This is a genomic window from Geodermatophilus sp. URMC 64 (genome assembly GCF_053502555.1).
In genome coordinates this window covers 4,451,025-4,473,771 of the sequence record NZ_CP199955.1, presented here as the reverse complement: position 1 = coordinate 4,473,771, position 22,747 = coordinate 4,451,025, and the positions used below count along the sequence as shown (strand labels likewise).

General features: G+C 75.9%; 29 protein-coding genes. 14 read left to right on the top strand and 15 right to left on the bottom strand.

Annotated features, from left to right (window positions below):
* Positions 1-34 precede the first annotated feature (34 nt).
* On the top strand, positions 35-631 hold the full coding sequence (locus tag ACWIYF_RS21830) for a hypothetical protein (RefSeq protein WP_448624922.1): 597 nt from the start codon (positions 35-37) through the stop codon (positions 629-631).
* On the opposite strand, the gene ACWIYF_RS21825 is transcribed toward ACWIYF_RS21830, so the two are convergent.
* Positions 621-767, bottom strand: a complete 147-nt coding sequence (locus tag ACWIYF_RS21825; RefSeq protein ID WP_448624921.1) for a universal stress protein — start codon at positions 765-767, stop codon at positions 621-623. The genes ACWIYF_RS21830 and ACWIYF_RS21825 overlap by 11 nt on opposite strands.
* A gap of 2 nt (positions 768-769) precedes the next feature.
* Between ACWIYF_RS21825 and ACWIYF_RS21820 the strand changes: the two genes are divergently transcribed.
* Entirely contained in the window at positions 770-1,162 is a 393-nt protein-coding gene (locus ACWIYF_RS21820) for an FAD-binding oxidoreductase (protein WP_448624920.1), read from the top strand.
* Here ACWIYF_RS21820 and ACWIYF_RS21815 read toward each other — a convergent pair.
* Together ACWIYF_RS21815 and ACWIYF_RS21810 are read right to left on the bottom strand one after the other, a co-directional pair.
* Positions 1,146-1,634, bottom strand: coding sequence for a hypothetical protein (locus ACWIYF_RS21815; protein ID WP_448624919.1), 489 nt, complete (start codon positions 1,632-1,634; stop codon positions 1,146-1,148). The two genes, ACWIYF_RS21820 and ACWIYF_RS21815, sit on opposite strands and share 17 nt — an antisense overlap.
* 121 nt (positions 1,635-1,755) lie before the next feature.
* A complete protein-coding gene (locus tag ACWIYF_RS21810) occupies positions 1,756-2,625 on the bottom strand; it encodes an arginase family protein (protein ID WP_448624918.1) in 870 nt (289 codons plus the stop codon).
* Between the two features lie 383 nt (positions 2,626-3,008).
* Here ACWIYF_RS21810 and ACWIYF_RS21805 point away from each other — a divergent pair, with 383 nt between their 5' ends.
* Both ACWIYF_RS21805 and ACWIYF_RS21800 read left to right on the top strand, forming a co-directional pair.
* The gene (locus tag ACWIYF_RS21805) at positions 3,009-4,334 is read left to right on the top strand and encodes a hemolysin family protein (protein ID WP_448624917.1); all 1,326 of its coding nucleotides are present in this window, start codon (positions 3,009-3,011) and stop codon (positions 4,332-4,334) included.
* Positions 4,331-5,374: a hemolysin family protein gene (locus ACWIYF_RS21800; protein WP_448624916.1), complete on the top strand. Its 1,044-nt coding sequence runs from the start codon at positions 4,331-4,333 to the stop codon at positions 5,372-5,374. The genes ACWIYF_RS21805 and ACWIYF_RS21800 overlap by 4 nt, the downstream gene beginning before the upstream one ends.
* 78 nt (positions 5,375-5,452) lie before the next feature.
* On the opposite strand, the gene ACWIYF_RS21795 is transcribed toward ACWIYF_RS21800, so the two are convergent.
* The 3 genes from ACWIYF_RS21795 to ACWIYF_RS21785 form a co-directional block, all read right to left on the bottom strand.
* Positions 5,453-6,220: a hypothetical protein gene (locus ACWIYF_RS21795; RefSeq protein ID WP_448624915.1), complete on the bottom strand. Its 768-nt coding sequence runs from the start codon at positions 6,218-6,220 to the stop codon at positions 5,453-5,455.
* A gap of 169 nt (positions 6,221-6,389) precedes the next feature.
* Positions 6,390-7,226 (bottom strand): siderophore-interacting protein, encoded by an 837-nt coding sequence (locus ACWIYF_RS21790; protein ID WP_448624914.1) that lies wholly within the window; start codon positions 7,224-7,226, stop codon positions 6,390-6,392.
* On the bottom strand, positions 7,226-8,176 hold the full coding sequence (locus tag ACWIYF_RS21785) for an ABC transporter substrate-binding protein (RefSeq protein WP_448624913.1): 951 nt from the start codon (positions 8,174-8,176) through the stop codon (positions 7,226-7,228). The genes ACWIYF_RS21790 and ACWIYF_RS21785 overlap by 1 nt, the downstream gene beginning before the upstream one ends.
* A gap of 91 nt (positions 8,177-8,267) precedes the next feature.
* Here ACWIYF_RS21785 and ACWIYF_RS21780 point away from each other — a divergent pair, with 91 nt between their 5' ends.
* The 6 genes from ACWIYF_RS21780 (at position 8,268) to ACWIYF_RS21755 (ending at position 13,424) form a co-directional block, all read left to right on the top strand.
* Positions 8,268-9,260, top strand: coding sequence for a FecCD family ABC transporter permease (locus ACWIYF_RS21780; RefSeq protein ID WP_448624912.1), 993 nt, complete (start codon positions 8,268-8,270; stop codon positions 9,258-9,260).
* Positions 9,257-10,312, top strand: coding sequence for a FecCD family ABC transporter permease (locus ACWIYF_RS21775; RefSeq protein ID WP_448624911.1), 1,056 nt, complete (start codon positions 9,257-9,259; stop codon positions 10,310-10,312). The genes ACWIYF_RS21780 and ACWIYF_RS21775 overlap by 4 nt, the downstream gene beginning before the upstream one ends.
* Positions 10,309-11,121, top strand: a complete 813-nt coding sequence (locus ACWIYF_RS21770) for an ABC transporter ATP-binding protein (RefSeq protein ID WP_448624910.1) — start codon at positions 10,309-10,311, stop codon at positions 11,119-11,121. Before ACWIYF_RS21775 ends, ACWIYF_RS21770 begins: the two co-directional genes overlap by 4 nt.
* Before the next feature lie 40 nt (positions 11,122-11,161).
* Entirely contained in the window at positions 11,162-12,268 is a 1,107-nt protein-coding gene (locus ACWIYF_RS21765) for a sensor histidine kinase (protein ID WP_448624909.1), read from the top strand.
* Positions 12,265-12,918 (top strand): response regulator, encoded by a 654-nt coding sequence (locus tag ACWIYF_RS21760; RefSeq protein WP_448624908.1) that lies wholly within the window; start codon positions 12,265-12,267, stop codon positions 12,916-12,918. Before ACWIYF_RS21765 ends, ACWIYF_RS21760 begins: the two co-directional genes overlap by 4 nt.
* Before the next feature lie 83 nt (positions 12,919-13,001).
* Positions 13,002-13,424 carry a hypothetical protein gene (locus tag ACWIYF_RS21755; RefSeq protein WP_448624907.1) on the top strand — a complete coding sequence of 141 codons (423 nt, stop codon included), beginning with the start codon at positions 13,002-13,004 and terminating at the stop codon, positions 13,422-13,424.
* 24 nt (positions 13,425-13,448) lie between these two features.
* On the opposite strand, the gene ACWIYF_RS21750 is transcribed toward ACWIYF_RS21755, so the two are convergent.
* A complete protein-coding gene (locus ACWIYF_RS21750) occupies positions 13,449-14,306 on the bottom strand; it encodes a maleylpyruvate isomerase family mycothiol-dependent enzyme (protein WP_448624906.1) in 858 nt (285 codons plus the stop codon).
* Positions 14,303-14,863 carry a sigma-70 family RNA polymerase sigma factor gene (locus ACWIYF_RS21745; protein WP_448624905.1) on the bottom strand — a complete coding sequence of 187 codons (561 nt, stop codon included), beginning with the start codon at positions 14,861-14,863 and terminating at the stop codon, positions 14,303-14,305. Before ACWIYF_RS21745 ends, ACWIYF_RS21750 begins: the two co-directional genes overlap by 4 nt.
* Before the next feature lie 216 nt (positions 14,864-15,079).
* On the opposite strand from ACWIYF_RS21745, the gene ACWIYF_RS21740 reads away from it, so the two are divergent.
* The gene (locus tag ACWIYF_RS21740) at positions 15,080-15,817 is read left to right on the top strand and encodes a nuclear transport factor 2 family protein (RefSeq protein WP_448624904.1); all 738 of its coding nucleotides are present in this window, start codon (positions 15,080-15,082) and stop codon (positions 15,815-15,817) included.
* Between the two features lie 49 nt (positions 15,818-15,866).
* Here ACWIYF_RS21740 and ACWIYF_RS21735 read toward each other — a convergent pair whose 3' ends face one another.
* Positions 15,867-16,445, bottom strand: a complete 579-nt coding sequence (locus ACWIYF_RS21735; RefSeq protein ID WP_448624903.1) for a hypothetical protein — start codon at positions 16,443-16,445, stop codon at positions 15,867-15,869.
* Between the two features lie 167 nt (positions 16,446-16,612).
* On the opposite strand from ACWIYF_RS21735, the gene ACWIYF_RS21730 reads away from it, so the two are divergent.
* Positions 16,613-17,209, top strand: coding sequence for a TetR/AcrR family transcriptional regulator (locus ACWIYF_RS21730; RefSeq protein ID WP_448624902.1), 597 nt, complete (start codon positions 16,613-16,615; stop codon positions 17,207-17,209).
* A gap of 66 nt (positions 17,210-17,275) precedes the next feature.
* The gene (locus ACWIYF_RS21725) at positions 17,276-18,058 is read left to right on the top strand and encodes a hypothetical protein (protein ID WP_448624901.1); all 783 of its coding nucleotides are present in this window, start codon (positions 17,276-17,278) and stop codon (positions 18,056-18,058) included.
* Here ACWIYF_RS21725 and ACWIYF_RS21720 read toward each other — a convergent pair.
* The 6 genes from ACWIYF_RS21720 to ACWIYF_RS21695 all read right to left on the bottom strand — a co-directional run bounded on the left by ACWIYF_RS21720 (position 18,016) and on the right by ACWIYF_RS21695 (position 21,623).
* The gene (locus ACWIYF_RS21720; protein WP_448624900.1) at positions 18,016-18,828 is read right to left on the bottom strand and encodes a DUF4383 domain-containing protein; all 813 of its coding nucleotides are present in this window, start codon (positions 18,826-18,828) and stop codon (positions 18,016-18,018) included. The genes ACWIYF_RS21725 and ACWIYF_RS21720 overlap by 43 nt on opposite strands.
* A gap of 67 nt (positions 18,829-18,895) precedes the next feature.
* The gene (locus ACWIYF_RS21715; RefSeq protein ID WP_448624899.1) at positions 18,896-19,129 is read right to left on the bottom strand and encodes a hypothetical protein; all 234 of its coding nucleotides are present in this window, start codon (positions 19,127-19,129) and stop codon (positions 18,896-18,898) included.
* Positions 19,126-19,818, bottom strand: a complete 693-nt coding sequence (locus ACWIYF_RS21710; RefSeq protein WP_448624898.1) for an RNA polymerase sigma factor — start codon at positions 19,816-19,818, stop codon at positions 19,126-19,128. The genes ACWIYF_RS21715 and ACWIYF_RS21710 overlap by 4 nt, the downstream gene beginning before the upstream one ends.
* Positions 19,815-20,045 (bottom strand): hypothetical protein, encoded by a 231-nt coding sequence (locus ACWIYF_RS21705; RefSeq protein ID WP_448624897.1) that lies wholly within the window; start codon positions 20,043-20,045, stop codon positions 19,815-19,817. The genes ACWIYF_RS21710 and ACWIYF_RS21705 overlap by 4 nt, the downstream gene beginning before the upstream one ends.
* Positions 20,046-20,249: 204 nt before the next feature.
* Positions 20,250-20,519 (bottom strand): flagellar FlbD family protein, encoded by a 270-nt coding sequence (locus tag ACWIYF_RS21700; protein WP_448624896.1) that lies wholly within the window; start codon positions 20,517-20,519, stop codon positions 20,250-20,252.
* Positions 20,520-20,714: 195 nt separating this feature from the next.
* Positions 20,715-21,623 carry a siderophore-interacting protein gene (locus ACWIYF_RS21695; protein WP_448624895.1) on the bottom strand — a complete coding sequence of 303 codons (909 nt, stop codon included), beginning with the start codon at positions 21,621-21,623 and terminating at the stop codon, positions 20,715-20,717.
* A 100-nt stretch (positions 21,624-21,723) separates the two neighbouring features.
* On the opposite strand from ACWIYF_RS21695, the gene ACWIYF_RS21690 reads away from it, so the two are divergent.
* Positions 21,724-22,731: an iron-siderophore ABC transporter substrate-binding protein gene (locus ACWIYF_RS21690; protein ID WP_448624894.1), complete on the top strand. Its 1,008-nt coding sequence runs from the start codon at positions 21,724-21,726 to the stop codon at positions 22,729-22,731.
* Positions 22,732-22,747: the final 16 nt, after the last annotated feature.

The following is a 22,747-nucleotide window of genomic DNA, read 5'->3' as shown; positions in this document are numbered from 1 at the left end:
GACGTCCGGCGACGGACGGAGCCACCTCGGCGAGGTGGACCTTCGTCGCGCCGCCCCGTGGGCCCGCGCCGCGGGTGTCACGGGGATGGCCGCCAACGTCCTGCTCGTGGCGTTCTACGCGGTCGAGGAAGGACGGCGCCGGCCGCTGCCCGTGTCGCTGGGGTCGGCGAACGACGTCGTCGGCTCGGTCGGCACCGCGCTGATGGTTCCGGTGGTGCTGGCCGTCAGCCCGGGCCGGTGGACCCGCCGGTTGGGGCTGACCTCGACCGGCGTGCTCACCCTCGCCGGACCGGCGCTGGTGGCCGGTCTGGTGCCCCTCAGGGTGCAGATGCCGATCGCGATCGGCGCGTTCGAGGGCCTGGCCGCCTGGATCCTGCAGAGCAGCCGGGGCCGGCGCTCAACCCTGCCGGACGACGTGACCCGGCTCGGCGTCCTGTGCAGCGGGGGAGTGCTCGCCGGCGGTGCCGTGGCGGGCGCCGGGCTGCTGCTGCCGGAGAAATCGCTCGCTCGGTGGGTCGCCTTCGTCGTCGGCGGGGCGCCGGGCGTCCTCGGCGGGCTCGCCGTGCCGGTGTGGTTCCTGTGCCTGGGCCGGGCGCTCACCGCCACGGATCAGGGCAACGTCAGGGCTTGACGGCGAGCACCGGCCGATCGGCGTCGAGCAGGATGCGCTGCGCCGTCCTGCCCATGAGCAGCTTGCCCACCGGGGAACGCCGGCGCAGGCCGATGACGATCACCGAGGCGTCGACCGCGCCGGCGATACGCAGCAATCGTGCCGGTCAGCCGCATCCCGCCATTCGTCGAACGCACCGACCGGGCGCTGCGGGAGGCGGTCCCCGGCATCCGGATCGTGACCTACGGCCACATCGGCGACGGCAACCTGCACTACAACCTCAGCAAGCCCGTCGGCAGCGATGACGAGGAGTTCCGGGCGCGAGCCGACGCCCTCGCCCGGGTCGTCTACGACGCCACGTGCGCGTTCGACGGCAGCATCAGCGCCGAGCACGGGGTCGGGCAGGCCAAGCGGGCGGTCCTGGCCGGCTACAAGGACCGGCTCGAGCTCGAGCTGATGCAGGGCATCAAGCAGGCGCTGGACCCGTCCGGGCTGATGAACCCGGGAAAGGTGCTGCCGGCCGACGCGGCGCCCGCTACCCGGACGGGCTGATGCGCCCCGGCGTGGTCTCCGGGGCCGATCGGCGCAGTCCGCGCGCGGGCCTCAGGACGACGCAACGGCCGACGACGGCCATGCCCTGCGGGGTGGGCTCCGTCGTGGTCACGGTCGGGCTCACCGAGATCGCCGCGGGATCGGCGGCGAGCCGCGTCTCGACCAGCTGCATCACCGCGTCTCGCACCCTGGCCACGATGCTGACCTCGGCTGCGGCGTCGGGCAGCGAGTTGACCCACTTCTCGAGAACAGCCTCGTAGGACTCGTGGAGGAAGACGGGCGCCGGGTCCTGCGGCTCCATCGTCCGCCAGCACTCCTCGGGCAGGAGCCCGTAGCTCCCGGTCGGTCCTGGGAAGCCGGCCGCGGCGCGCGGCTCGATGGCGCGGCGATCGAGGAGGCTCCGGTCGGCTTCTGCCTCGATTGCCCGCACGCCGCGGGGCGGCTCGACCCAGAGCAGCCGGATGGTCCCCACTCTCGGCTCCTTCTCTCGGACCCTGCCCCCCCAAATTGGGGGTATGCGGGACTGTAGCCACTGGCGCACCGCACCGGCCTGACCGCAAGGTGCTCGGCTTGCGACCTGGGGAGCGCCGCGCTCACGTCCCGACGGCGGCGAGGAGATCGAGGAGGTCCAGGGCGGTCTCCCGCATCCGGCCGGTGTCGTCGCAGGCCGGGTCGAACGCAGCGAGGGTCGCTGCGACGACGGGCATCCGGTCGGCGGCCTGCCGCACGATCCGCTGCACGTCGTCGGCCAGGAGCCCGTCGGCGGCGGCGAACTGGTTGGCCGGTGCGACGGCGTCGGGGTAGTGGACGTCGAGGTCCACGTGCACGTGCACGGCGTCGACCCGGCCGGCCAGGTCGTCCAGCGCCGCGGCCACGGCGCCGTCGTCCCGGGCCCGTGCCGGCGGCAGCCACCCGACCCCGGACTCCTCCAGCGCGGTCCGCTCCGCGGCGTCCAGGTCGCGCGCGCCCACGAGCAGGACCCGGTCCTCGGGCAGCGGCGTGAAGGAGCCGACCGTGCCCGTCATGGCCCGCCAGCAGCGGCCGACCACCATGGCGAGGGCCTGGCCGTCGAGGAAACCCGACTCGGTCAGCTCGGGGGTGTTGAAGTCCCCGTGGGCGTCGAGCCAGATCAGGCCCAGCCGCCGGCCCGGCCGCGACAGGCCGGCCAGCACGGCGACGGTGGCGTTGCAGTTGCCCGCCAGCAGCAGCGGCAGCCGGCCGGTGCGGTGGGCCTCGTCGGTCGCGTCGGCCACGGCCCGCTGCAGCTCGAAGGCGGTCTGCACCTCCGCGTGCCAGGCGGACGCCGGCTCGAGCACCTGCTCGGAGACGTCGTGCCCGCGCTCGCGCAGCCGTCCCGCGGCGCCGCCCCGCTCGAGTGCGAGCGGGCCGGCGCCCATGCGGGCGTCGTAGACCGCCGAGTCGTAGGGCACGTAGAGCAGGCGCACCGGCGGGGCATCGGCCACGGGCGTCAACCTGCCAGACGGCGCGATCCGCCGTCCGAGATGTCGGTCCGCACAGTCCGTGTCAAGGTGATGCACAGGTTTCCGGTGGCCGCCCGCGGCCCGGGAACCCATCGACGGACCATGCCGCGGCCGGGTGGAGGGGGAACTCCCCGGCCGGGGCACCGGGTCGGGTTCCGAGCGCAGGCTCCCCGTCCCGGCCATGCCCTTCGCCGACTCGGGTCGTGGCCGTCGTCGGCCGGGGTGGCACCGTGGAGCCTGCCCGCCAGAGCGTCGCGGGTGTCCGGGCCCTGACCGCGTGCGGCCGGCGCCTCCAGGAAAGGACGGCTGAACCACCTCATGTCTGCCCGCACGCGCTCCGGCGCCCCGCCGTCGGGAGCCGGCGCGTGACGCCGTGGCTGCTGCTCGGCGTGGGAGTCCTGCTCATCGCCGGCAACGCGCTGTTCGTCGCCGCGGAGACCGCGCTGGTCACCGTCGAGCGCACCGAGGTCGACGCGGCCGCCTCGGCCGGTGATCCCCGCGCCCGCCGGCTGCGCGGCGCGTTGGGGCGGCTGTCGACGCAGCTGTCGGCCGCGCAACTGGGCATCACCGTCACCTCGCTGGCCGTCGGCCTGGTCGCCGAGCCGTCGATCGCGACCCTGCTGCACGGGCCGCTGACCGCGCTCGGCCTGCCCGAGGGCGCGGTGGAGCCGGTCGCGGTCGCGGTCGGGCTGCTGCTGGCCTCGGTGGTGCAGATGGTGCTCGGCGAGCTGGTGCCCAAGAACCTGGCGCTGGCTCGCCCGTTCGCCACCGCGACCGCGGTGCTGCCGGTGCAGCTGGGCTTCGCCGCGGCGTCCCGGCCACTGGTGGCCGTGCTCAACGGAACGGCCAACCGGCTGCTGCGCACCGTGGGCGTGGAGCCGACCGAGGAGCTGCGCAGCGCCCGGACGCCGGACGAGCTGTCGCTGGTCCTGCGCCAGTCCGCCGACCGCGGCGCCCTGGCCACCGCGACCGCGCAGCTGCTGGTCCGCTCCCTGACCTTCGGCGACAAGCGTGCCTCCGACGTGATGACCCCGCGGGTGCAGGTCCGCTTCGTCCGCGCCGCCGACCCGGTCGCCGCCGTCCTCGACGCCGCCCGCGCCTCCGGTCACTCCCGCTTCCCGGTCATCGGCGACGACCCCGACGACGTCGTCGGCCTGGTGCACGTCAAGCACGCCGTCGCGGTGCCACTCGGGCGCCGGAGTGCCACGCGGGTGCGGGAGGTGATGGTGCCGCCGGTGCAGGTGCCCACCTCGATCGAGCTCGACCCGCTGCTGGACCTGCTGCGCGAGCGCGGCCTGCAGATGGCGGTCGTGGTCGACGAGTTCGGCGGCACCGCCGGTGTGGTCACCTTCGAGGACATCGTCGAGGAACTGGTCGGCGAGGTCGCCGACGAGTCCGACCGGCCGGCCGCGGCGCCGGCGCGCCGCCGCCGGGACGGCTCCTGGCTGCTGTCCGGGCTGCTGCGCCCCGACGAGGTCACCTCGCTCACCGAGGTCTACGTGCCCGAGGGGCCCTACGAGACCCTCGGCGGGCTGGTGCAGACCTCCCTCGGCCGCATCCCCCGGGTGGCCGACGTCGTCGAGCTGCCCCGGGGCGCGTCGCTGCGGGTGCAGCGGATGGACGGCCTGCGGGTCGACCGGGTGGTGCTGGTGCCCCCGCCCGCCCGGCCGGCCGCGGAGGACGCGCGATGAGCACGCCGGTGGCGCTGCTGCTGGCCGCGCTGCTGATCGCCGGCAACGGGTTCTTCGTCGGCGTCGAGTTCGCCCTGCTCGCCGCGCGGCAGACCAAGCTCGCCGGCCTCGCCGAGACCTCGCGCCGCGCCCGGTCGGCGCTGCGCGCGGCCCAGCAGCTGCCGCTGATGATCTCCGGCTGCCAGTTCGGCATCACCATCTGCTCCCTCGGCCTCGGCGCGGTCGCCGAGCCCGCGGTCGCCGCCCTGCTCGAGCCGGTCTTCGCGGCCGTGCACCTGCCCGAGGCGGTGCTGCACCCGCTCGCGTTCGCCCTCGCGCTGCTGGCCACCAGCGTGCTGCACATGCTGCTCGGCGAGATGGTGCCCAAGAACATCGCGCTCGCCGGCCCGGAGCGCGCGGCCATGCTGCTCGCCCCGCCGCTGCTGGGGTTCATCCGGATCTTCCGCCCGGCGATCGTCGCGCTCACCGCGGCCGCCACCGCGGTGCTGGGGCTGTTCGGCGTCGCGCCGGTCGACGAGGGCGGGCACGTCTACACCGCCGACCAGGTCGCCGGGCTGGTCGACGAGGCGCGCCGGGAGGGTCTGCTCGGCCGGGAGGAGCACGAGCACGTCGTCGACGCGCTCGCCTTCGGGGAGCGCACCGCCCGCGCCGTCCTGCTGCCGCGCGAGCGGCTGGTCACCGTGCCCGAGACGGTCACGGCCGGGCAGGTCGAGCAGCGCGTGGCCGAGACCGGGTTCTCCCGCTTCCCGGTCGCCGCCGGCGACGGGCGGCTGGTCGGCTACGTGCACCTGGCCGACGTGCTGCACGTGCCGCTCGCGCGCCGGAACCGGCCGCTGCCCGCCGGAGCGGTCCGCCCGCTGCCCACCGTGGCGGCCGGGATCCCGCTGCACGAGGCGCTGTCGCTGTTGCAGCGCACCGGCGCCCACCTCGCCGAGGTCGTCGACGGCGGCCGCCCGCTGGGGGTGGTCGCCCTCGAGGACGTCCTCGAGGAGCTGGTCGGGGAGGTCCGCGACGCCACTCGCCGCAGCGGCCGCCGCTGACCCGTGCCCGCGGTGGGCAGACCACGACGCGAGAAAGCCCCGGCCGGGAATCGGCCGGGGCTTCTCAGGTGGCGCGGGTCAGGGCGTCGGCGCCGCGCCCTGCGTGGGAGCCGAGCTCGTGCCTGCGGAGCGGGTCGGCGACGCCGCGGAGCTCGAGGCGGACGACCCGGACGACGACGTCGTGGCCGACGGGGACGCCGACTCGGTGTCGTCCTCGTCGGTCGAGGTCGTCTCCGTCGGCTCGGCCGGCGAGCTGTCGGCGGTGGAGGTCGCGGGGGCCGTCGTGGTGGGGGTGGACGGCGTCGACGGCGTGGTGTCCGAGGACGACGAGGCGTTGGTCAGCTCACCGAGCGTCGTCGTCCCCGTGGACGACGAGCCGCCCACGAGCGCCGACACCGGCTGCTGACCGATGAGCTCGATGCCCGTGACGATGCCCATGGCCACCACGAAGACGCCCACCGCGTAGGCGGCGACCCGGCCCCAGCGCGGCTCGAAGCGCTTCGCCGGCGCCCGCCGCGGGTCGAGACGGGCCGGCAGGACCTGCGTGGCCGGCTCGGCCGGGGCCGTCGCCGGCTCGGTGGCCGCGGCCTGCTCCCGGGTGAGCACCCGGCGCAGCCGCTCGTTGGTCTTCTTCAGCGAGGTGGTGTACAGCGAGGCGCCGACCGTGCTGATGACGCTGGCCAGCGCGGCGCCGATGAGGGTGCCGGCGACGCCGAAGAAGGAGAGCAGCACCGCGGAGGACACCGCGGCGAGCGCGCCGGAGGCGATCTGGACGGCGGACAGGCCGGCCTTCGGCTTCTCGGTCTCGTCGGTCTTCGGGGCGATCTGGGTGCGCGGGGAAGTCATGAGCTCCGGGGGAGGGGACGGCTTGTGCAGGGAGGAGGCGCCCGGCCGGCGGCGGCGCACAGCGGGCTGCCCGTCCAGGCTACGGGTTCAGCCGCCCCGGCGTCGGCTCCGTTCCCACGCTCAACACGGTGCTGACCTGCGCGAACGCCTCAGTGTGATTCGCCGCACGTCACGCGCCGACCGACACCTCCTCGGCCTGGATCGCGGCGTTCCACTCCCGCTTGGTCGCCTGCCAGCGGTCCTCGGTGTCGCCGCGCCGCCAGTAGCCGGAGATCGAGGTGAACTCCGGCGCGAGCCCGCGCCCGGTCCGCAGGTGCCGGCGCAGCTCCCGGACGGCGCCGGCCTCCCCGTGCACGAACAGGTGCCCGGTGCCCTCCGGCAGAACGGCGGCCCGCACCGCCGTCACGAGCGCCTCCCCGGGCGCGCCCGCGCCGCGGTGCACCCAGACGAGCTCGACGCCGTCCCCGGTGGCCAGGTCCTGCTCCTCGGTGGCGTCGGCGACCTCCGCGAACACCAGCGCTCGCGCCCCGGCCGGCAGCCGCTCGAGCGCCGCGCCGATGGCGGGCAGCGCCGACTCGTCGCCGGCGAGCAGGTGCCAGTCCGCGTCCGGGGAGGGGGTGTACGCGCCGCCGGGGCCGAGCAGCTGGATCCGGTCGCCCGGCCGCGCGGCGGCGGCCCACGGGCCGGCGAGCCCCTCGTCGCCGTGGTGCACGAAGTCGATGGTCAGCTCGCTGGCGTCGGCGTCCCACGCCCGGACGGTGTAGGTGCGGGTGACCGGCCACTGCTCGGGCGGCAGCTCGGCCCGCACCTGCTCGACGTCGTAGGGCACGGCGTACGTCGCGCCGGGCGGTGGGAACAGCAGCTTCACGTAGTGGTCGGTGAAGGACCCGGCGGGGAAGCCGGCCAGCCCCTCGCCGCCGAGCACCACGCGGATCATGTGCGGCGTCACGCGGGAGGTGCGCAGCACCTCGGCCACCCGCGGCGTCCGCGGCCGTCGCTCGGCCATCAGGAGACCGCCTCCTCGATGTCGTCCATGACCTGCTCGGCCGCGATCGGGCCGGACGCGCTGCTCCACACGCCGCCGTCGACGACCGCGACCGTGTCCGCCTGGACCGCCTTCAGACGGGTGAAGGCCGGCTGGTCCTCCGCGGCCTCCAGGGCGGCGGCGCCGTCGGTGCCGAAGGCGGCCAGGAACAGCCGGTCGGCGTCGACTTCGGCCAGGTTCTCCAGCGACAGCGGGTCGCTGTGCGGCTTGCTGCCCAGGTCGACCGCGGCCTGCATCGGCTCCGCGCCCGCCGCGGCCAGCAGCGATCCGGGCATGTGGCCGGAGTTCATGAGCACCGGCCCGTTGACCATCCAGCGGATCACGGCGACCGTGCCGTCGAGCGCCACGGCCTCGGCCCGCTCGTCCACCGCGTCCAGCCGCTCGGACAGCTCGTCGTCGGCGCCGAGGGCCTCGGCGTAGGTGTGCAGCGGCGCCTCCCACTCGCCCCGGGCCGCTGTCTCGGGGACGACGGTCGGCGCGATCGCCGACAGCGCGTCGTACTGCTCCTGCTCGAGGCCGGCCGCGGCCAGGATCAGGTCGGGCCTGGCCTCGAGGATCGCCTCCAGGTTCGGCTCGGCCACGCTGGCCACGACCGGGATCGCGGCGGCGTCGTCGCCGAGGTAGGCCGGCGGCGCGTCCCCGCCGCGGCTGGCGGTCGTGCCTACCGGGGTGACGCCCACGGCCAGGGCCACGTCGAGCGCCGACTCGGCCAGCGTGATCACCCGCTCGGGCTCCGCGGGCACCGCGAGGTCGCCGTAGGCGGTGCGCACGGTCGTGTCCGCGGCGGCCGGGCTCGCCGAGGAGGACGACGCGGCCTCGGCCCCGCCGCCGCACGCGGTGAGGGCCAGCGCGGAGGCGGCGGCGACGGGGAGCAGAGCCCGGCGCCGGAGCGCCGCGGGCGGGTGGGTCACGAACTTCCTCCTGCTATCGGACGGCGCCGTCCCTCGGCACCGGGGCGTAGGTTAGCCTCACCTAAGTCGGGTGGGTCAAGGGGAGGGTGCCGTGAGCCGGGTGCTGGTGCGCGGGCTGGTGCCTGCCGCGATCGCCCTGGCGCTGGCCGTGTTGGCCGGCCTCGCCCTCGGCGCGGGGGAGGTCGGGCCGGGCCGCGCGCTGGCCGTCCTCGCCGGCGGCGGGGACGACGACGCGCGCTTCGCGGTCCTCGAACTCCGGGTGCCGCGGACCCTCGTGGCCGTCGCCGTGGGTCTCGCGCTGGGCATCGCCGGCGCCGTCCTGCAGGCCGCCGCGCGCAACCCGCTGGCCGAGCCGGGGCTGCTCGGGGTCAGCGCCGGCGCCTCGTTCGCCGTCGTCCTGGTGATCGCGCTCGGGGCGAGCGCGGCGACGCTCGGGCCGGGGGTGGCCGTGCTCGGCGCCGCCGCGGGCTGCCTGCTCGCGGCCGGGGCGGCCCGGCTGCGCGGCACCGGCGACGACCCGATCCGCCTGGTGCTCGCGGGTGCCGCGCTGTCGAGCCTGCTGCACGCCGCGACCTCGGTGCTCCTGCTGCTCGACCAGCGGACCGCCGACGAGGTGCGCTTCTGGACCGTCGGCTCCGTCGCCGGGCGCGACCTCGGCACGCTCGCCCAGGTCGGGCCGGTGCTGGCCGCCGGCCTGCTGGTGGCGCTGGCCGTGGCCCGCCCCCTCTCGGCGCTCTCGCTGGGGGACGACGCCGCGCGGGGGCTGGGCCACTCGCCGGCCCGGGCGCGGGTCCTGGCGCTCGCCGCCGTGGCGCTGCTCGTGGGCGGATCCGTCGCCGCGGCGGGCCCGATCGCCTTCGTCGGCCTGGTCGTCCCCTTCCTCGCCCGGGCGCTGGTCGGCCCGGACCTGCGGCGGGTGCTCGCCGTCTGCGTGCTGCTCGGCCCGGCGGTGCTGCTCGTGGCCGACGTCGCCTCGCGGCTGCTGGTCCGGCCCTACGAGATGCCGCTCGGCGTCGTGACCGCGCTGCTCGGCGCCCCGGTGCTGGTGGCCGTCGTCCGCTCGCGCCGGCTGCCCGCGCTGTGAGCGCCTCCGCCGTCGCCGCGCCGCCCGGGACGTGGCGTCTGGCCGCGCTCGGCCGCTCGGTGCTGCTCGACCGCCGCGCCGCCGTGTCCGCGTCGGTGCTGGCCGTGCTGGTGGTCGGCGCCGTGGCCGTGAGCCTCGCCGTCGGCACGGCGTCGGTGCCGCCGGTCCGGACGCTGCCGGCCGTGTTCGGCGTCGGGGAGGCCCGCGACGTCCTGCTCGTGCAGCAGCTGCGGCTGCCGCGGATCGCGGGCGGTCTGGCGGTCGGCGCCGCGCTCGGCACCGCCGGCGTGCTGCTGCAGACGCTGGCGCGCAACCGGCTGGCCACGCCGGACACGGTCGGGCTCGACGACGGCGCAACCGCGTTCGCCGTGGCCAGTGTCGTCGCCGTCCCCACGACGCTGGCGCCGTCGTCCTTCGCGCTGGTGGGCGCCGCGACGGCCGCGGCGCTGGCGATCGGGCTGGCCGGCGGGGCGGGCTCGCGCGGCTACCGCTTCCTCGTCGTCGGGCTCGGGGTGGGGGCCGCGCTCGGCGCGCTGACCCAGCTGATGCTGGCCCGCGCCGCGATCGACGACGCCAACCGGGCGTTCCCGTGGACCGTCGGCAGCCTCAACAGCCGGTCGCCGACCGCGGTCGCGGTGCTCGCCGCCGGCCTGGCCGTGGTGCTGCCGGTGGCCGTGCTGCTCGGCCGGCAGCTGCGGCTGCTGCGCCTGGCCGACGCCGTGGTGATCGGCCTGGGCGCTCGGGTGCGGCGGATCCGCCTGGCCGTCGTCGCCACCGCGGTGGTCGCCACCGGCCTGTCCGTGGCCGTCGCCGGCCCGCTCGGGCTGGTGGCCCTGCTCGCGCCCGAGATCGCCCGGAAGGCCGCGGGGCCGCGCGCCGTCCCCGTGGTCGGTGCCGCGCTGGCCGGCGCGCTGGTCCTCGTCCTCGCCGATCTGCTCGGCCGGACGCTGGCCGCGCCGGTCGAACTGCCCGTCGGCATCGTCACCGCCGTGGTCGGCGGGCCCTACCTGCTCTGGCTGCTGCTCACCACCCGCACTCGGAGGCTGCCGTGACGCTCACGGAGACCCGCACCGGCGCCGCCGGCCTCGGCACCGCCGCGCTCGACGTCGGCTACGGCGGTGCGCCGGTCGTCCGCGCGCTGGACCTGGCGCTGCCGCCGGGCCGGGTGACGGCGATCGTCGGCCCCAACGGCTGCGGCAAGTCGACGCTGCTCGGCGCCCTGGCCCGGGTGCACGCGCCGCAGGCCGGGGCGGTGCTGCTCGACGGCCGCGACCTGGCCCGGCTGCGCCCGCGGGAGGCGGCCCGGCGGATCGGGCTGCTGCCGCAGACCGCCGAGGCGCCGGACGGGCTGACCGTGCGGGACCTGGTCCGCTACGGCCGGCATCCGCACCAGGGCCTGCTGCGGCAGTGGTCGCCGGACGACGCCGCCGCCGTGGACCGCGCGCTGGCCGCGGCCGACCTGCACGGGCTGGCCGACCGGCCGCTGGACACCCTCTCCGGCGGGCAGCGCCAGCGCGCCTGGATCGCGATGGTCGTCGCCCAGGAGACGGCGGTGGTCCTGCTCGACGAGCCGACGTCGGCGCTCGACCTCGGCCACCAGCTCGAGGTGCTGGAGCTGGTGCACGACCTCGCGGCGTCCGGGCGCACCGTCGTCCTCGTGCTGCACGACCTGTCGACGGCGTGCCGGCACGCCGACCACCTCGTCGCGATGTGCGGCGGGACGGTGATGGCCGAGGGGGCGCCGGCCGACGTCGTGACGCCGGAGCTGGTCCTCGACCTGTACGGCGTCGAGTCCGTCGTCCTGGCCGATCCGGTCACCGGAACCCCCGTCGTCTGCCCCGTGCGCCGCGTGCGCGGGTGAGGTCGTTGACCCGCCGGACCCCGGGTCGCAGAGTGATCACGTGAGGCGAGCCCTGGCGGTCATGGCCGGCGTGGCGCTGGCCGTCCTGGCCGTGGAGGTCACCGCCGACCCCCAGCCGGTCGCGGCCATCGCGGTCGCCGCGGTCTACACGCTGATCGCCGTACTCGGGTTCGGCTGGGTCGACCGTCAGCCGGCGCGGCGGAGACGGCGGCTGGCGGTCGGGTACGTGCTGCTCGAGCTCGCGGTCGGCTACGCGGTCTTCGGCCTCGGTGGGGCCGGCGTGGGCGCGACTCTCCTGCTGCTGGTGCTGGTCAGCCAGGGCTACCTGCTGCTGCCCCTGCCCGCCGCCGTGGCGCTCACGGCCGTGGTGCCGCTGGTGCACCTCGGTATGGGCTGGGGCGACTTCGTCCGCAACGGCTTCGGCATGCTCGGTGCGGCCGTGTTCACCGCGGTGGTCACCGTGCTGCTGCTGCGCGAGCAGCGGTCCCGTGAAGAGCTGGCCGCGGCCCACGAGCAGCTGCGCGCGTACGCCGCCCAGGCCGAGGAGCTGGCGACCACCCAGGAGCGCAACCGGGTCGCCCGCGACATCCACGACGGCCTCGGCCACCACCTCACCGTCGTCCAGATGCAGGTCCAGGCCGCCCGCGCCGTGCTGGCCGCCGACCCGGCCCGCGCCGACGCCGTCCTGGCCAAGGCGCAGGACTCCGCGACGGAGGCGCTCGCCGAGGTCCGGCGGTCGGTGGGCGCGTTGCGGGCCGAGCGCACCCGGCCGCCGCTGCGGACGGCGCTGGAGGCGCTCGCCGCGGAGGCGTCCGCTGCCGGCGTCCCGACCCGGCTGGACGTCGAGGGCGAGGTGCGGCAGCTGCCGGCCGAGGCCGAGGAGTCGCTGTTCCGCGCCGCGCAGGAGGCGCTCACCAACGTGCGCAAGCACGCCGACGCGGCCTCCGCCCGGGTGGTCCTCGACTTCCGCGGGCCGGCCACGGTGCGGCTGGAGGTCTGCGACGACGGCCGCGGCCTGCCGGGCAAGGACGCGTCCGGCTTCGGTCTCGTCGGCATCCGCGAGCGGGCGGCCCGGCTCGGTGGCCGGCTCGACGTCACGTCCACGCCCGGCGCCGGGACGACGCTGCTGGTGGAGGTCCCCGGGTGACGCCGGTGCGGGTGCTGCTCGCCGACGACCAGGCGTTGTTCCGCGAGGCGCTGACCACCCTGCTCGAGGCGCGGCCCGAGGTCGAGGTCGTGGGCGAGGCCGGGAACGGCGCCGAGGCGCTGGACCGCGCGGCGGTGCTGGAGCCGGACGTCGTCCTCATGGACCTGCACATGCCGGTGCTCGACGGCATCGCCGCCACGCGCCGGCTGCGCGTGGAGCAGCCCGACGTCCGGGTGCTCGCCCTGACCACCTTCGACGACGACGAGGACGTGTTCGCGGCGCTGCGGGCCGGCGCGGTCGGCTACCTGCTCAAGGACGTGTCGTCCGACCGGCTGGTCGAGGCGCTGCTCGCCGCCCGGCGCGGCGAGTCGGTGCTGCAGCCGTCGGTGGCGGCCAAGGTCGTCGCCCAGTTCGCCCGGCTCTCCGACGACCCGCGACCGCGGCCGCAGCCGCTGGTCGTGCCGCTCTCGGACCGCGAGCTGGACGTCGTCCGGCTGCTCGCCGGCGGCCGCAGCAACCGGGAGATCGCGCAGGCGCTGTTCCTCGCCGAGGGCACGGTGAAGAACCACGTCACCAACGTGCTGGCCAAGCTCGGCGCCCGGGACCGTACCCAGGCCGCGCTGCGCGCCCGCGCCCTCGACCTGCTCTGACAGCCGGGTCACGCCCGGTCGTGACCCCCGGTCATGACCTCCGGCACGTCTGCGGGACGCCGTCCGCCGCCAGCCTTGCGGCCATGACGACCGAGATCCTGCACACGGAGCACAGCGCGCACACCCGCAGCCGCGGCCGGGTGGTCTGGCACTTCGTCCGCCACTACCTCGAGATGGTCGTGGCCATGCTCGTCGGCATGATGGCGCTCGGGCCGGTCTGGAGCCTGGTCTGGCCCGGCTGGACCGACGTCTTCGAGGTCCACGTCCTGCTGATGGCCACGAACATGGCGATCGGCATGGCCGCCTGGATGGCCTTCCGCAAGCACTCCCGCGTCGCGATCGCCGAGATGGCCGCCGCGATGTACGTGCCGTTCCTCGTCCTGCTCGTGCCGTACTGGGCCGGCGCCGTCTCGGCCGACCTGGTGTTCACCGCCGGTCACCTGCTGATGCTCCCGGCGATGGCCGCGCCGATGCTGCTGTGGCGGCGGCACGAGTACCTGCACTGAGTGCCGCTGACCCGGTGCGTCGGCTCAGTCGAGGGCGAGCGCGGCGGCGCCGGCGAGCACGGCGGGGGCGTGTTCGACGTCCCCGCTGACGTGCGCGCCCAGCGCGTCCGGTCCGATCCGGTCGGCCACCAGCCGGCAGAAGCCGACGGCGTCGGCGACGATCGCCACCTCCGGGACCTCGCCGTCCGCCCGGGCGCCGAGGGGGATGTCCCACGTGCCGCCGCCGGCGCCGGTGAGCACGAGGTGCACGTCGAGCGCCGGCAGGTCGTCTGCCACCCGCGCCACCCCGAAGGGCAGCATGCCGACGGCGAGGTCGGTCATCAGCCGCAGCGTCGACGGGTCCGGCACGGAGGCGGGCAGGCCGGCCGCGGTCCGGATGTCGTTCTCGTGCGTCCACAGCTCGAACGCCCGGACGACGAGCAGCGCGCCGAGCGGCAGCCGCAGCCCGTGCACGGCGACGACCCCGTCGAGGCGGCGGCCGCGCACCTGCGCCACCGTGCGCTCCGCGGCGGCGCGCCAGGTCCGGCGGGTCTCCTCCGGGAGCCGCCCCGCCTGCTCCTCGGCCACCGGCTGGGTCGACGCGATGTGGTCGACGCGGGCCACGTCCGGATCTCCGGCGAGCGCGCGCTGCACGTCCTCCTCGACCCCCACCAGGTGCCCGACCAGTCCCTGGACGTCGAGGTCGCGCAGCACGGGGAGCCGCCAGTGCGCGTCCTCGAGCGCCGCGAGCAGGCCGGCGAAGGCGTCCGCGGCCCGGCTGAACGCCTCGACGGGGGAGATGTCCGGGGTCTCGGGGAGGGCGCGGCCGGCCGCGCGGGCCTCGCGCGCGGCCGTCAGCACGCGTTCGCGCAGCCCCGCGGGCAGCGACGCACCGGTGATCACGACGGCTCCAGGAGTTGGCGGTCGAGCAGGTGCTCGAGCTTGGCGAGGGCGAGGCGCAAGCGCGATTTCGCCGTCCCCTCCGGGATCCCGATCCGCTGGGCGACGTCGCGGTAGCTCAGCCCGTCGAAGTACGCGAGCTCCACGACCCGCCGCTGGTCCGGTGGCAGGGAGCGCACCGCGGCGCGCACGGCCGCGGCGGTGTCGGCATCGGCGACCTGCTCCCCGGGCGTCGCCTGACGTGGCTCGGGCACCAGCCGCTGGTGCCGCTCCTCCCGGCCGGCGCGGCGCAGCTCGCTGCGGACGACGTCCAGCGCGCGGTGCCGCGCGCAGAGGGTCAGGTAGGTGCGCAGGCTGCCCAGCGTCGGGTCGTAGCGCTGCGGGTGGCACCACAGGTCGACGAAGACGTCCTGCACCACGTCCTGCGCCGCCGCCGAGCTGCCGAGGATCTGCAGCGCGGTCGCATGGACGGCCGCCCCGAGCTGGTCGAACACCTCCGCGAGGGCGCGGTCGTCACCGGCGGCGAGCCGAGCGGCGAGCAGGGAGCCGGAGGACTCCACGGCGCGGACCGTACCGCTGCGCCACCCCGGACGACAGCCGTTCGGCCGCACGCGGTGGTGCCGTCGGACGGCCGTCGGGTCGACGGCCAGGGGCGCCTGCACGTCCTCGATGCGTCACCGGAGCCGCCACCGGATCACCGCGTTCTCGGTGATCCGGCCGGTTCGGCCGTGGCGCACTGCTGCACGTCGACGGGGGTCCATCGGAGGAGGTTCGACATGACGGTCATCGCCGAGGTCGTGCTGCGCGGCATCACGCCGGAGCAGTACGACGCCGTTCGCGAGCGCACCGGGTGGCTGCAGCGGCCGCCGGACGGCGGGCACGCGCACCTGACCTGGTGGGAAGGGCCGGACTGCCACAACGCCGACGCCTGGGAGAGCGAGGCGGCCTTCGGCGCGTTCGGCGAGCAGCGGCTCGGCCCGGCGATGGCCTCGCTCGGACTGGACGTGCAGCCGGAGGTGACCTTCCACCCGGCGCACGAGGTGTTCACGCCGCGGGCCGGCGTCGTCGCCGCCACGGAGACGCCCGACGTCGCCACGTCCGGGAACGCGGACATCGCCCGGAGCGGTTACGCGGCCTTCGCCGCCGGCGACATCCCCGGGGTGCTCGGCCTGTTCGCCGACGACCTCGTGTGGTCCACGCCGGAGAGCATCCGGTTCGGCGGCGTCTACCGCGGGCCACAGGGGGCGGGGGAGTTCTTCAGCAAGCTGCCGCAGAACTTCGCCGAGCTGCACGTGGAGCCCGAGAGCTACCTCGAGGCCGGCGACACCGTGGTCGTCCAGGGCCGGCACCGCGGCCGGACCGTCGCCGGCAACTCCTTCGACGGCGTCCCGTGGGTGCACATCTGGACCCTCCGCGGCGGCCGGGTGACGTCGTTCACCGAGGTGATGGACACCGCCCCGATCGCGCTGGCTCTCGGCGAGGCCGTCCCGGCCCGCAGCCCGGCCGCCGTCTGACGACGGGGGACCGCGGCGGGGTCGAACAGGAAAGTCCCCGCCGCGGTCGTCAGGCCGACCCTCGGTCGCCCGCCGGGGCCTGCCGCTCGAGACCGGCGACGAGGAAGTCCACGAGCAGGTCCAGGTCGACCGCCGAACGCGAGCCGGAGCGCAGCCGCTCGAGCATGAGCCCGCGCAGCACCCAGCTCAGCGTCTGCAGCGCCGACGGCGGGGCCTCGCCCCCGGCGGCCCGGCTGAGCACGGTGCCGAGCGCCTGGGCGAGCGGAAGGTCCAGCGCCTGCGCGGTCGCGGCCTTGAGCGGGGCGTGCCACTCCGCGTCGCTGAGCACCGCGGCCACCGCCATCTCGTCGGCGGTGCGGGGACTGCGCCACGGGTTGAGCAGCGCGCGCAGGTCGCCGCGGAGCGAGCCGGTCGACGGCGGCGTGCCGAAGAGCTCGACGCCGGAGATCGCGGTGGCCACGAGGTCCTCGATGTCGGGATCCTCGCCCAGCGCGGCCGCGGCCGCGCCGGCCCGCAGCGCGATGGTCTCGCGGGTCACGCCCGCGTAGCCGTGGTCGACCAGCGCCTCGAGGACGGCGCGCAGCACCAGCCGCGAACTCGGCGACTCCCAGCTGAGCCGGCTGTGCACGCTTCCCCCCGTCCGCGGCGTCCTTGCCGCGGTCTGCCGGTGCCGGATCGGCACCGCGTCCGGGCGCGACGGTAGGCAGCGAACACGGAAACCGGCGAGTTCCGGTGTGTGCGCGCCCTGGCCCGGGACGCGATCGGGGTGGGCGGTGAGATCGGTACGGTGCGGGGGTGACCGCGGACCGCCGCCGTCGCGGGCGCCCGCTCGACCCGTCGCTCGACGAGGCGATCCGGTCCGCCGTCCTCCGGGTGCTCTCCGAGGTGGGCTACCGCGGGCTGACCATGGACGAGGTCGCGATGGTGGCCGGGGTCAGCAAGGCGACCATCTACCGGCGCTGGCCCAGCAAGGTGGACCTGCTGGTCAGCGTCATCGACGCGGCCAGCGACGACACCCTCGTCGTCGTCGACACCGGATCGCTGCGCGACGACCTCGTGGCGCTGCTGGGCGCGCTCACCGAGATCCTCGCCGGCCCCGGCGGTGGGGCCAGCCGCGCGCTGTTGGGCGTGCTCGACGAGGAGCCGGCGCTCGCCGAGGCCTACCGCCGTGGCCCGCTCGACCGCTGGGACCGCGCCTTCGCGGCGGCCTTCGCCCGGGCGGCCGCCCGCGGTGAGGTGCCGCCGGACGCGGGAACCAGTCTGGCGGCCGAGGCCGGACCGTCCCTCGTGCTGCAGCGCTGGCTGCTGCGCGGCCGCGAGATCGGTCCCGACCTGCCGGCGGCCGTCGTCGACGAGGTGATGATGCCGTTGCTCGGACGGGATCCTGCCTGACGTTTGGCTGATGCCAACAGTGCCCATGCCCCTGGGGTGGACGTCGAGCTGAGCACAGGGGCGGCGGTGGCCGTCGCCCTCCTCGTCGCGGTCGTGCTGGCGGGCCTGCATCTCGCCGCGCCGCGGATCCGCGGACTGCCGTTCGTTCCCGAGGCGGCGACCGGGTCGTTCGCGGGCGGGTTGGCGGTCGCCTACGTCTTCGTGCACCTGCTCCCCGAGCTGGCCGAGGGCAACGAGGCGGTGGGGGAGGCGCTGGCCGACGTCCTGCGTCCGACCCCGCTGATCGACCTCGGCATCTTCGCGGTGGCGCTGACCGGGTTCACCGTCTTCTACGGCCTCGAGCGGCTGGCCGACCGGGAGCGCCGCCCCCGGCTCGCCGGTGTCGGAGCCGGCTCCGGCTCCGGCGGGAGCCGCCCGGAACGGGAGAGCGCCGGGGTGTACCGCCTGCACCTCGGGTCGTTCCTGGTCTACAACGCGCTGATCACCTACACGATGGTGCTGCGGCTGCGGACCGGCTTGGCCTTCGCCCTGCTGTTCACCGTGGCCATGGGGCTGCACTTCGTCCTGACCGACCGTGGGCTGGAAGAGCGCTACCCCGACCGCTTCGGTGGCCGGGGCAGGCTCGCGCTGGCCGGCGCACTGATCGCCGGCTGGCTCCTCTCGGCGGTCCTCGCACCGTCCAGCACGCTGCTGGTCGCCCTGCTGACCGCGCTGCTGGCGGGGTCGGTGCTGCTCAACGTGTTCAAGGAGGAGATCCCGTCGGGACGGCGGTCCAGCTTCGGCTGGTTCGTCGTCGGCCTGGTCCTCTACGCCGCCCTGCTGGCCCTCGTCACCGCCGCGGGGGAGTGACTGCCGGGGCCGGCCGTCGGCCGGTCGAACTCCATCCACACGTGGCGCCGGTCCGGCCGCGAGTGCACCCGGGCCATGGCCGCCACGCGGCGCTGCTGGTCCTCGGTCGCGCGGTGCTCGACGACCGCGATCTCGGCCTCCCGCATCGCCGCCTCCGCGGCGACCTCCTCGGGCGTGGACGGCAGTTCCGGCGGCTCGACGACGTGGGGGTGCGGGTGCGCATAGGGGCTGGTCTCCGGCAGGTTGCCGCTGACCCGGCCGTAGGCACCCAGCACGAGCAGCAGGACGCCGACGCCGATCGAGAAGAGGACGTTGCTGATCCGGAAGGCCAGCACGTTGAAGCCGGTCTGCAGCAGCGCCAGGTTCACCAGTGACGAGAGCAGGAACAGCGACCCGAGGACCATCATCACGGTCGACGCGACCCGGGGGCCGCGGAGCGCGGCGCCGACGAGAACCGCGCCGACGACCACCGAGAGCACCGACAGCAGGCCGTTGGAGGACAGCCCGAGCAGGCGCTGCCCGTGGGTGGAGAGGAACGGCACGCCGCTGGTGAGGCCGAGCGTGCCGAAGACCAGCAGGAACGTCCCGACGCCCACCGCGCCGAGCCGTTGGACGGCGAACACCCGCCCGTCGACCGCCGGCTGGTCGTCCACGGCGACCGGGGCGGGCACGTGCTCCGCGGTCCGGCGGGGAAGGCGGGGAAGGCGGGGAAGGAAGGACACCCGGTGCAGCGGGCTCGCACCGCCGTGTCCGAGGCTCAGGAGACTCATGGCCTGCTCCCGGAGAGGGATCGGAGGGCCCCCTGCCGCAGCCGCGGCAGGGGGGTCGGACGGATGGTCACCGCGCCGCCCCGGGGGTGAGCAGCGCGGTGAGACTGGCGTGCTCCTCGGAGCAGGCGGGGCAGCCCTGCAGGTGGGCGGCCATCCCGGGCACCGCGGCCTCGGCGTCGGCCCCGGCGAGTTCCAGCTCGACGTAGCGGTCCAGCTCGTCGAAGCAGACCTCGCAGGTGACCTCCTCCCGGCTGGGGCCGAGCAGACGGCTCAGTGCGGGGGCACGTCGCGGGTCGTTCACCGCGCCTCCTCGGCGATGGCGGTGGCAGTGGACAGCAGGCCCCGCTCGGTGAGCCGGCCGCGCAGTGCGCGGCGGGCGTCGTGCAGGGTCTTGTAGAGCGCGCCCCGGGTGGTCCCCAGCCGTTCGGCGAGGACGTCGATGGGCACGTCGTTGAGGGTCAGGGCCACCAGCACGTGGCGCTGGTGCGGCGTCAGGGCGGCGATCCCGTGCCGGACCGCGGCGAGGACCTCCGCCGTCTCGGCGTGCTGGGAAGGCTGCTCACCGCGCTCGGGCAGCAGCGCCCAGGACTGCGGCTCGAGCGGGATCTCGCGGTCCTGCCAGGCCCGGCGCCGCAGCTTGACCGACGTCTCGTAGATCGCGAACTTGTACGCCCAGGTGGTGAAGCGGCTGGCGCCACGGAAGGTGTCCAGCCGGGCCAGGACGGCGACCAGCGCGTCGTCGGCCGCCTGCAGGGTCAGGTCGTCGAGCTCGCGGCCGCCGATCCCGGAGAGGGCGGCCCTACGCCGGGAGGCCTCGAACCGCGCCGCCCGGAGCAGCAGCGCGTGCAGCCGGCCGATCGCCAGCTCCCGTTGCTCGCCCCCGGCCCGCAGCGGCCCCAGCCAGGTCTCGGCGTCGTCCGCGCGGGAGCCGTCGTCCGGCGCGCGCCGGGGGCGGACGGCGGCCTGCGGCACCACGTCGGCGTCGTTCACCGGTGGGCTCCCTCGCCGTCCACGGGGGACAGGATGCGTGCGGCGAGCACCGGCGGGCAGCCCCGCTCCACCAGCTCGAGCAGGGCGTGCAGATCCACCCGGAACTCCCCGGCGAGGGCGTCGGCGAGGTCGAACCCGAACCCGGCCTCGAGGAGCCGGCCGCGCCGCCACGCGACGATCTGCTCCTCCTGCACGGCGTCCCGCGTGCTCTGCCAGTCGGTGCGCATGTCTGATGAGTGTCAGCGGGGCGCCCCGGTCTTACCCCTGCCGGTGCGGAATCCGCCCGGCTCGGGGCGGCTTACCGCCGGCCCGCCCACCGGAGCCGTCCGGGCGAAGAGCACGGCGTCCAGCGCGGCTCCGGCAGGCGAACTCGTGCCTCCGGGGCGCTGCAGGACCCCGACAGGGCGAACTCGACCCCGGGAGCGGCGGGCTCAGGGCTGGCGGCGCGTGGAGAACGGCACGATGCCGGCCCCGGTGACCTCCGCCCGGTGCGTCGGGGTGTCGATCAGCCGCCAGGCGTTGACCATGACCGCGGCCCGGTAGTCGCGGACCTTGCCGATCACCTGGTCCGGCGACTCGACGACGACGTACTTGGCGCCGTCGGTCAGGAACACGACCGTGTCCGGGTCGGCCTCGACGCGCTCGATGGCGGCCGGGTCCAGGCAGCAGCGCTCGCCGGTGGTGCGGGTGAGACCGATCATGAGCGGTCCCTTTCTCGGTCGGCGGGGCAGCGGGCCCCGACGTCGCCCTTCGGTGGGCACCCGCCTCATCGGCGCCGGTCAGGGGCATCTCCAGCGGAACCGCGGAGAGATCCACTCGATCGGATCAGAACCCGGAGAGCACCCCGAGCCCGCCGGTCGATTCGAGGGTGCTCGACTTCCGGCGTCGGCACACCGTCAGGCCGAGGCGCGACCGGCCTTCCAGTAGCCCATGAACGCGACCGCCGCGCGGTCCAGGCCGGTGTCGGCCAGCAGCCGGCGGCGCAGTGCGGTGACGGCGCCGGCCTCGCCGGCCAGCCAGACGTAGTGGGCCGCCGCGGCCGTGCCCTCCGGCACCTCCCAGAGCGCGTGGTCGTGCTCGGGGTCGGCCGGGGCCGCCCTGGTCTCGCCGGACAGCGGCGCGGCGGCGAGGACCGCCGCGGTCAGCCGCTCGCCGTGCGGCGCGACGCCCGCCCGTGAGCGGCGGGGGAGCCAGGTGACCCGGACGCCGGCGGGGGCGCGGACCGGGAGGACGTCCTCGGCCGACGGCACCTCGAGGACGATGCGGCCGGTCGCGTCGGCCGGCAGCGCCTCGGCGATCGCGCAGATCGCGGGCACCGCCGTCTCGTCGCCGGCCAGCAGCAGCTGCACCGGCCCGGCCGGCGGCCGCCACTCGACCCCGCCGGTGTCGCCGGCGAAGCGGGCGTTCGGGCCGATGAGCACGACCTCGTCGCCGGCCCGCGCCGCCAGCGCCCACTCACCGGCCGGCCCGGTGGGGCCGTCGTGCACCACGAAGTCGACGTCGACCTCCCGATCCGCCGGCCGGCTCGCCCGCACGGTGTAGGTGCGGATCGGGTTGCGCCGCTCCGGCGGCAGCGCCCGCCACTCGCCGTACCAGTCCGGCCCGCTCGGGCAGTCGGCCAGGCCGCGGCCGGGCAGGGGGAGGAGCACCTTGATCCGCTGGTCGAGGCCGCCCGAGGCGAACTCGTCGAGGTCGGCGCCGCCGAAGGTGACCCGCACGAAGCTCGGGGTCAGCCGCCGGACGCGGAGGGCGCGGACGGCGAACGGCCGGTAGGCCGGCACGGCCTCGACGGTCTGGACGGTCATCGGCGTTCTCCCCGGCGGTTGCGGACCTCGATCAAAGTTAGGCTAGCCTTCCCTCACTTCCGCGGGAAGGTCCCGTGACGAGATCGAGGAGAACTGTCGGATGCGGATCCGTGCGACCCTGGCCGCGCTCGCGGCGCTGACCGTGCTGGCCGGCTGCGGCAGCAGCACCGAGAGCGAGGGCGACGACGCCGGCACGGCCGCGTCCGGCGGCGCCTTCCCGGTCTCCATCGCGCACACCTTCGGGGCGACCACGGTGGAGGAGCGGCCCGAGCGGGTCGTCGTCCTCGGGTGGAGCGCGCAGGACATCGTCTACTCGCTGGGCGTCACACCGGTCGGCATGCCGTCCTACCCGTACGGCGGCGGGGACGACGGCGTCCTCCCGTGGGACGACGAGTTCTACGACCCGGAGCGGACGACCCTGCTCGACACCACCGACGGCCCGCCGCTCGAGGAGATCGCGGCGCTGCGCCCCGACGTGATCCTCGCGCCGTACGAGGGCTTCGAGGAGTCGGTCTACGAGGACCTGAGCGCGATCGCGCCGACCGTCGCCTACCCGGGCGAGGCGTGGGCGACGCCGTGGGAGGAGCAGACCCGCATGATCGGCGAGGCCCTGGGCAGGAGCGACGAGGCCGAGCAGCTGATCGAGGACACGCACGCGTCCGTGGCGGAGATCGCCGCGGAGCACCCCGAGTTCGCGGGGCTGAGCTTCGCCTACACGAGCATGGGCGCCGAGGCGCTGTACCTGTACCTCGGTGCCGACCCGCGGGTGCAGCTCATCGAGGAACTCGGCCTCACCCTGGACCCGGCCGTCGACACCCTCGCCGCCACCGGCGAGGCGAGCACCTTCTACTCGCAGATCTCGCTGGAGCGGGCGCCGGAGATCACCGCCGACGTCGTCGTCGGCTTCGCCGACGGGCTGACCGCCGAGGAGGTGGCGGCGCTGCCGGTGTACGCGCAGGTCCCGGCGATCCAGCGCGACTCGGCGGTGCTCATCGACGACCAGAGCTTCGCCGCGGCGGTGAGCTCGGTCAGCGTGCTCTCCATCCCGTACGCGCTCGACCAGCTCGTCGACGAGCTGGCCGCGGCCGCGCAGAACGCCGCGGCCTGACCGTGGTCCAGGCACC

Coding starts and splice junctions, on each gene's coding strand:
- ACWIYF_RS21800 (WP_448624916.1), top strand. CDS start 4,331: ATGAGCACGCCGGTGGCGCTGCTGCTGGCCGCGCTGCTGATCGCCGGC.
- ACWIYF_RS21795 (WP_448624915.1), bottom strand. CDS start 6,220: ATGACTTCCCCGCGCACCCAGATCGCCCCGAAGACCGACGAGACCGAG.
- ACWIYF_RS21790 (WP_448624914.1), bottom strand. CDS start 7,226: ATGGCCGAGCGACGGCCGCGGACGCCGCGGGTGGCCGAGGTGCTGCGC.
- ACWIYF_RS21755 (WP_448624907.1), top strand. CDS start 13,002: ATGACGACCGAGATCCTGCACACGGAGCACAGCGCGCACACCCGCAGC.
- ACWIYF_RS21740 (WP_448624904.1), top strand. CDS start 15,080: ATGACGGTCATCGCCGAGGTCGTGCTGCGCGGCATCACGCCGGAGCAG.
- ACWIYF_RS21720 (WP_448624900.1), bottom strand. CDS start 18,828: ATGAGTCTCCTGAGCCTCGGACACGGCGGTGCGAGCCCGCTGCACCGG.
- ACWIYF_RS21705 (WP_448624897.1), bottom strand. CDS start 20,045: ATGCGCACCGACTGGCAGAGCACGCGGGACGCCGTGCAGGAGGAGCAG.
- ACWIYF_RS21700 (WP_448624896.1), bottom strand. CDS start 20,519: ATGATCGGTCTCACCCGCACCACCGGCGAGCGCTGCTGCCTGGACCCG.
- ACWIYF_RS21695 (WP_448624895.1), bottom strand. CDS start 21,623: ATGACCGTCCAGACCGTCGAGGCCGTGCCGGCCTACCGGCCGTTCGCC.
- ACWIYF_RS21690 (WP_448624894.1), top strand. CDS start 21,724: ATGCGGATCCGTGCGACCCTGGCCGCGCTCGCGGCGCTGACCGTGCTG.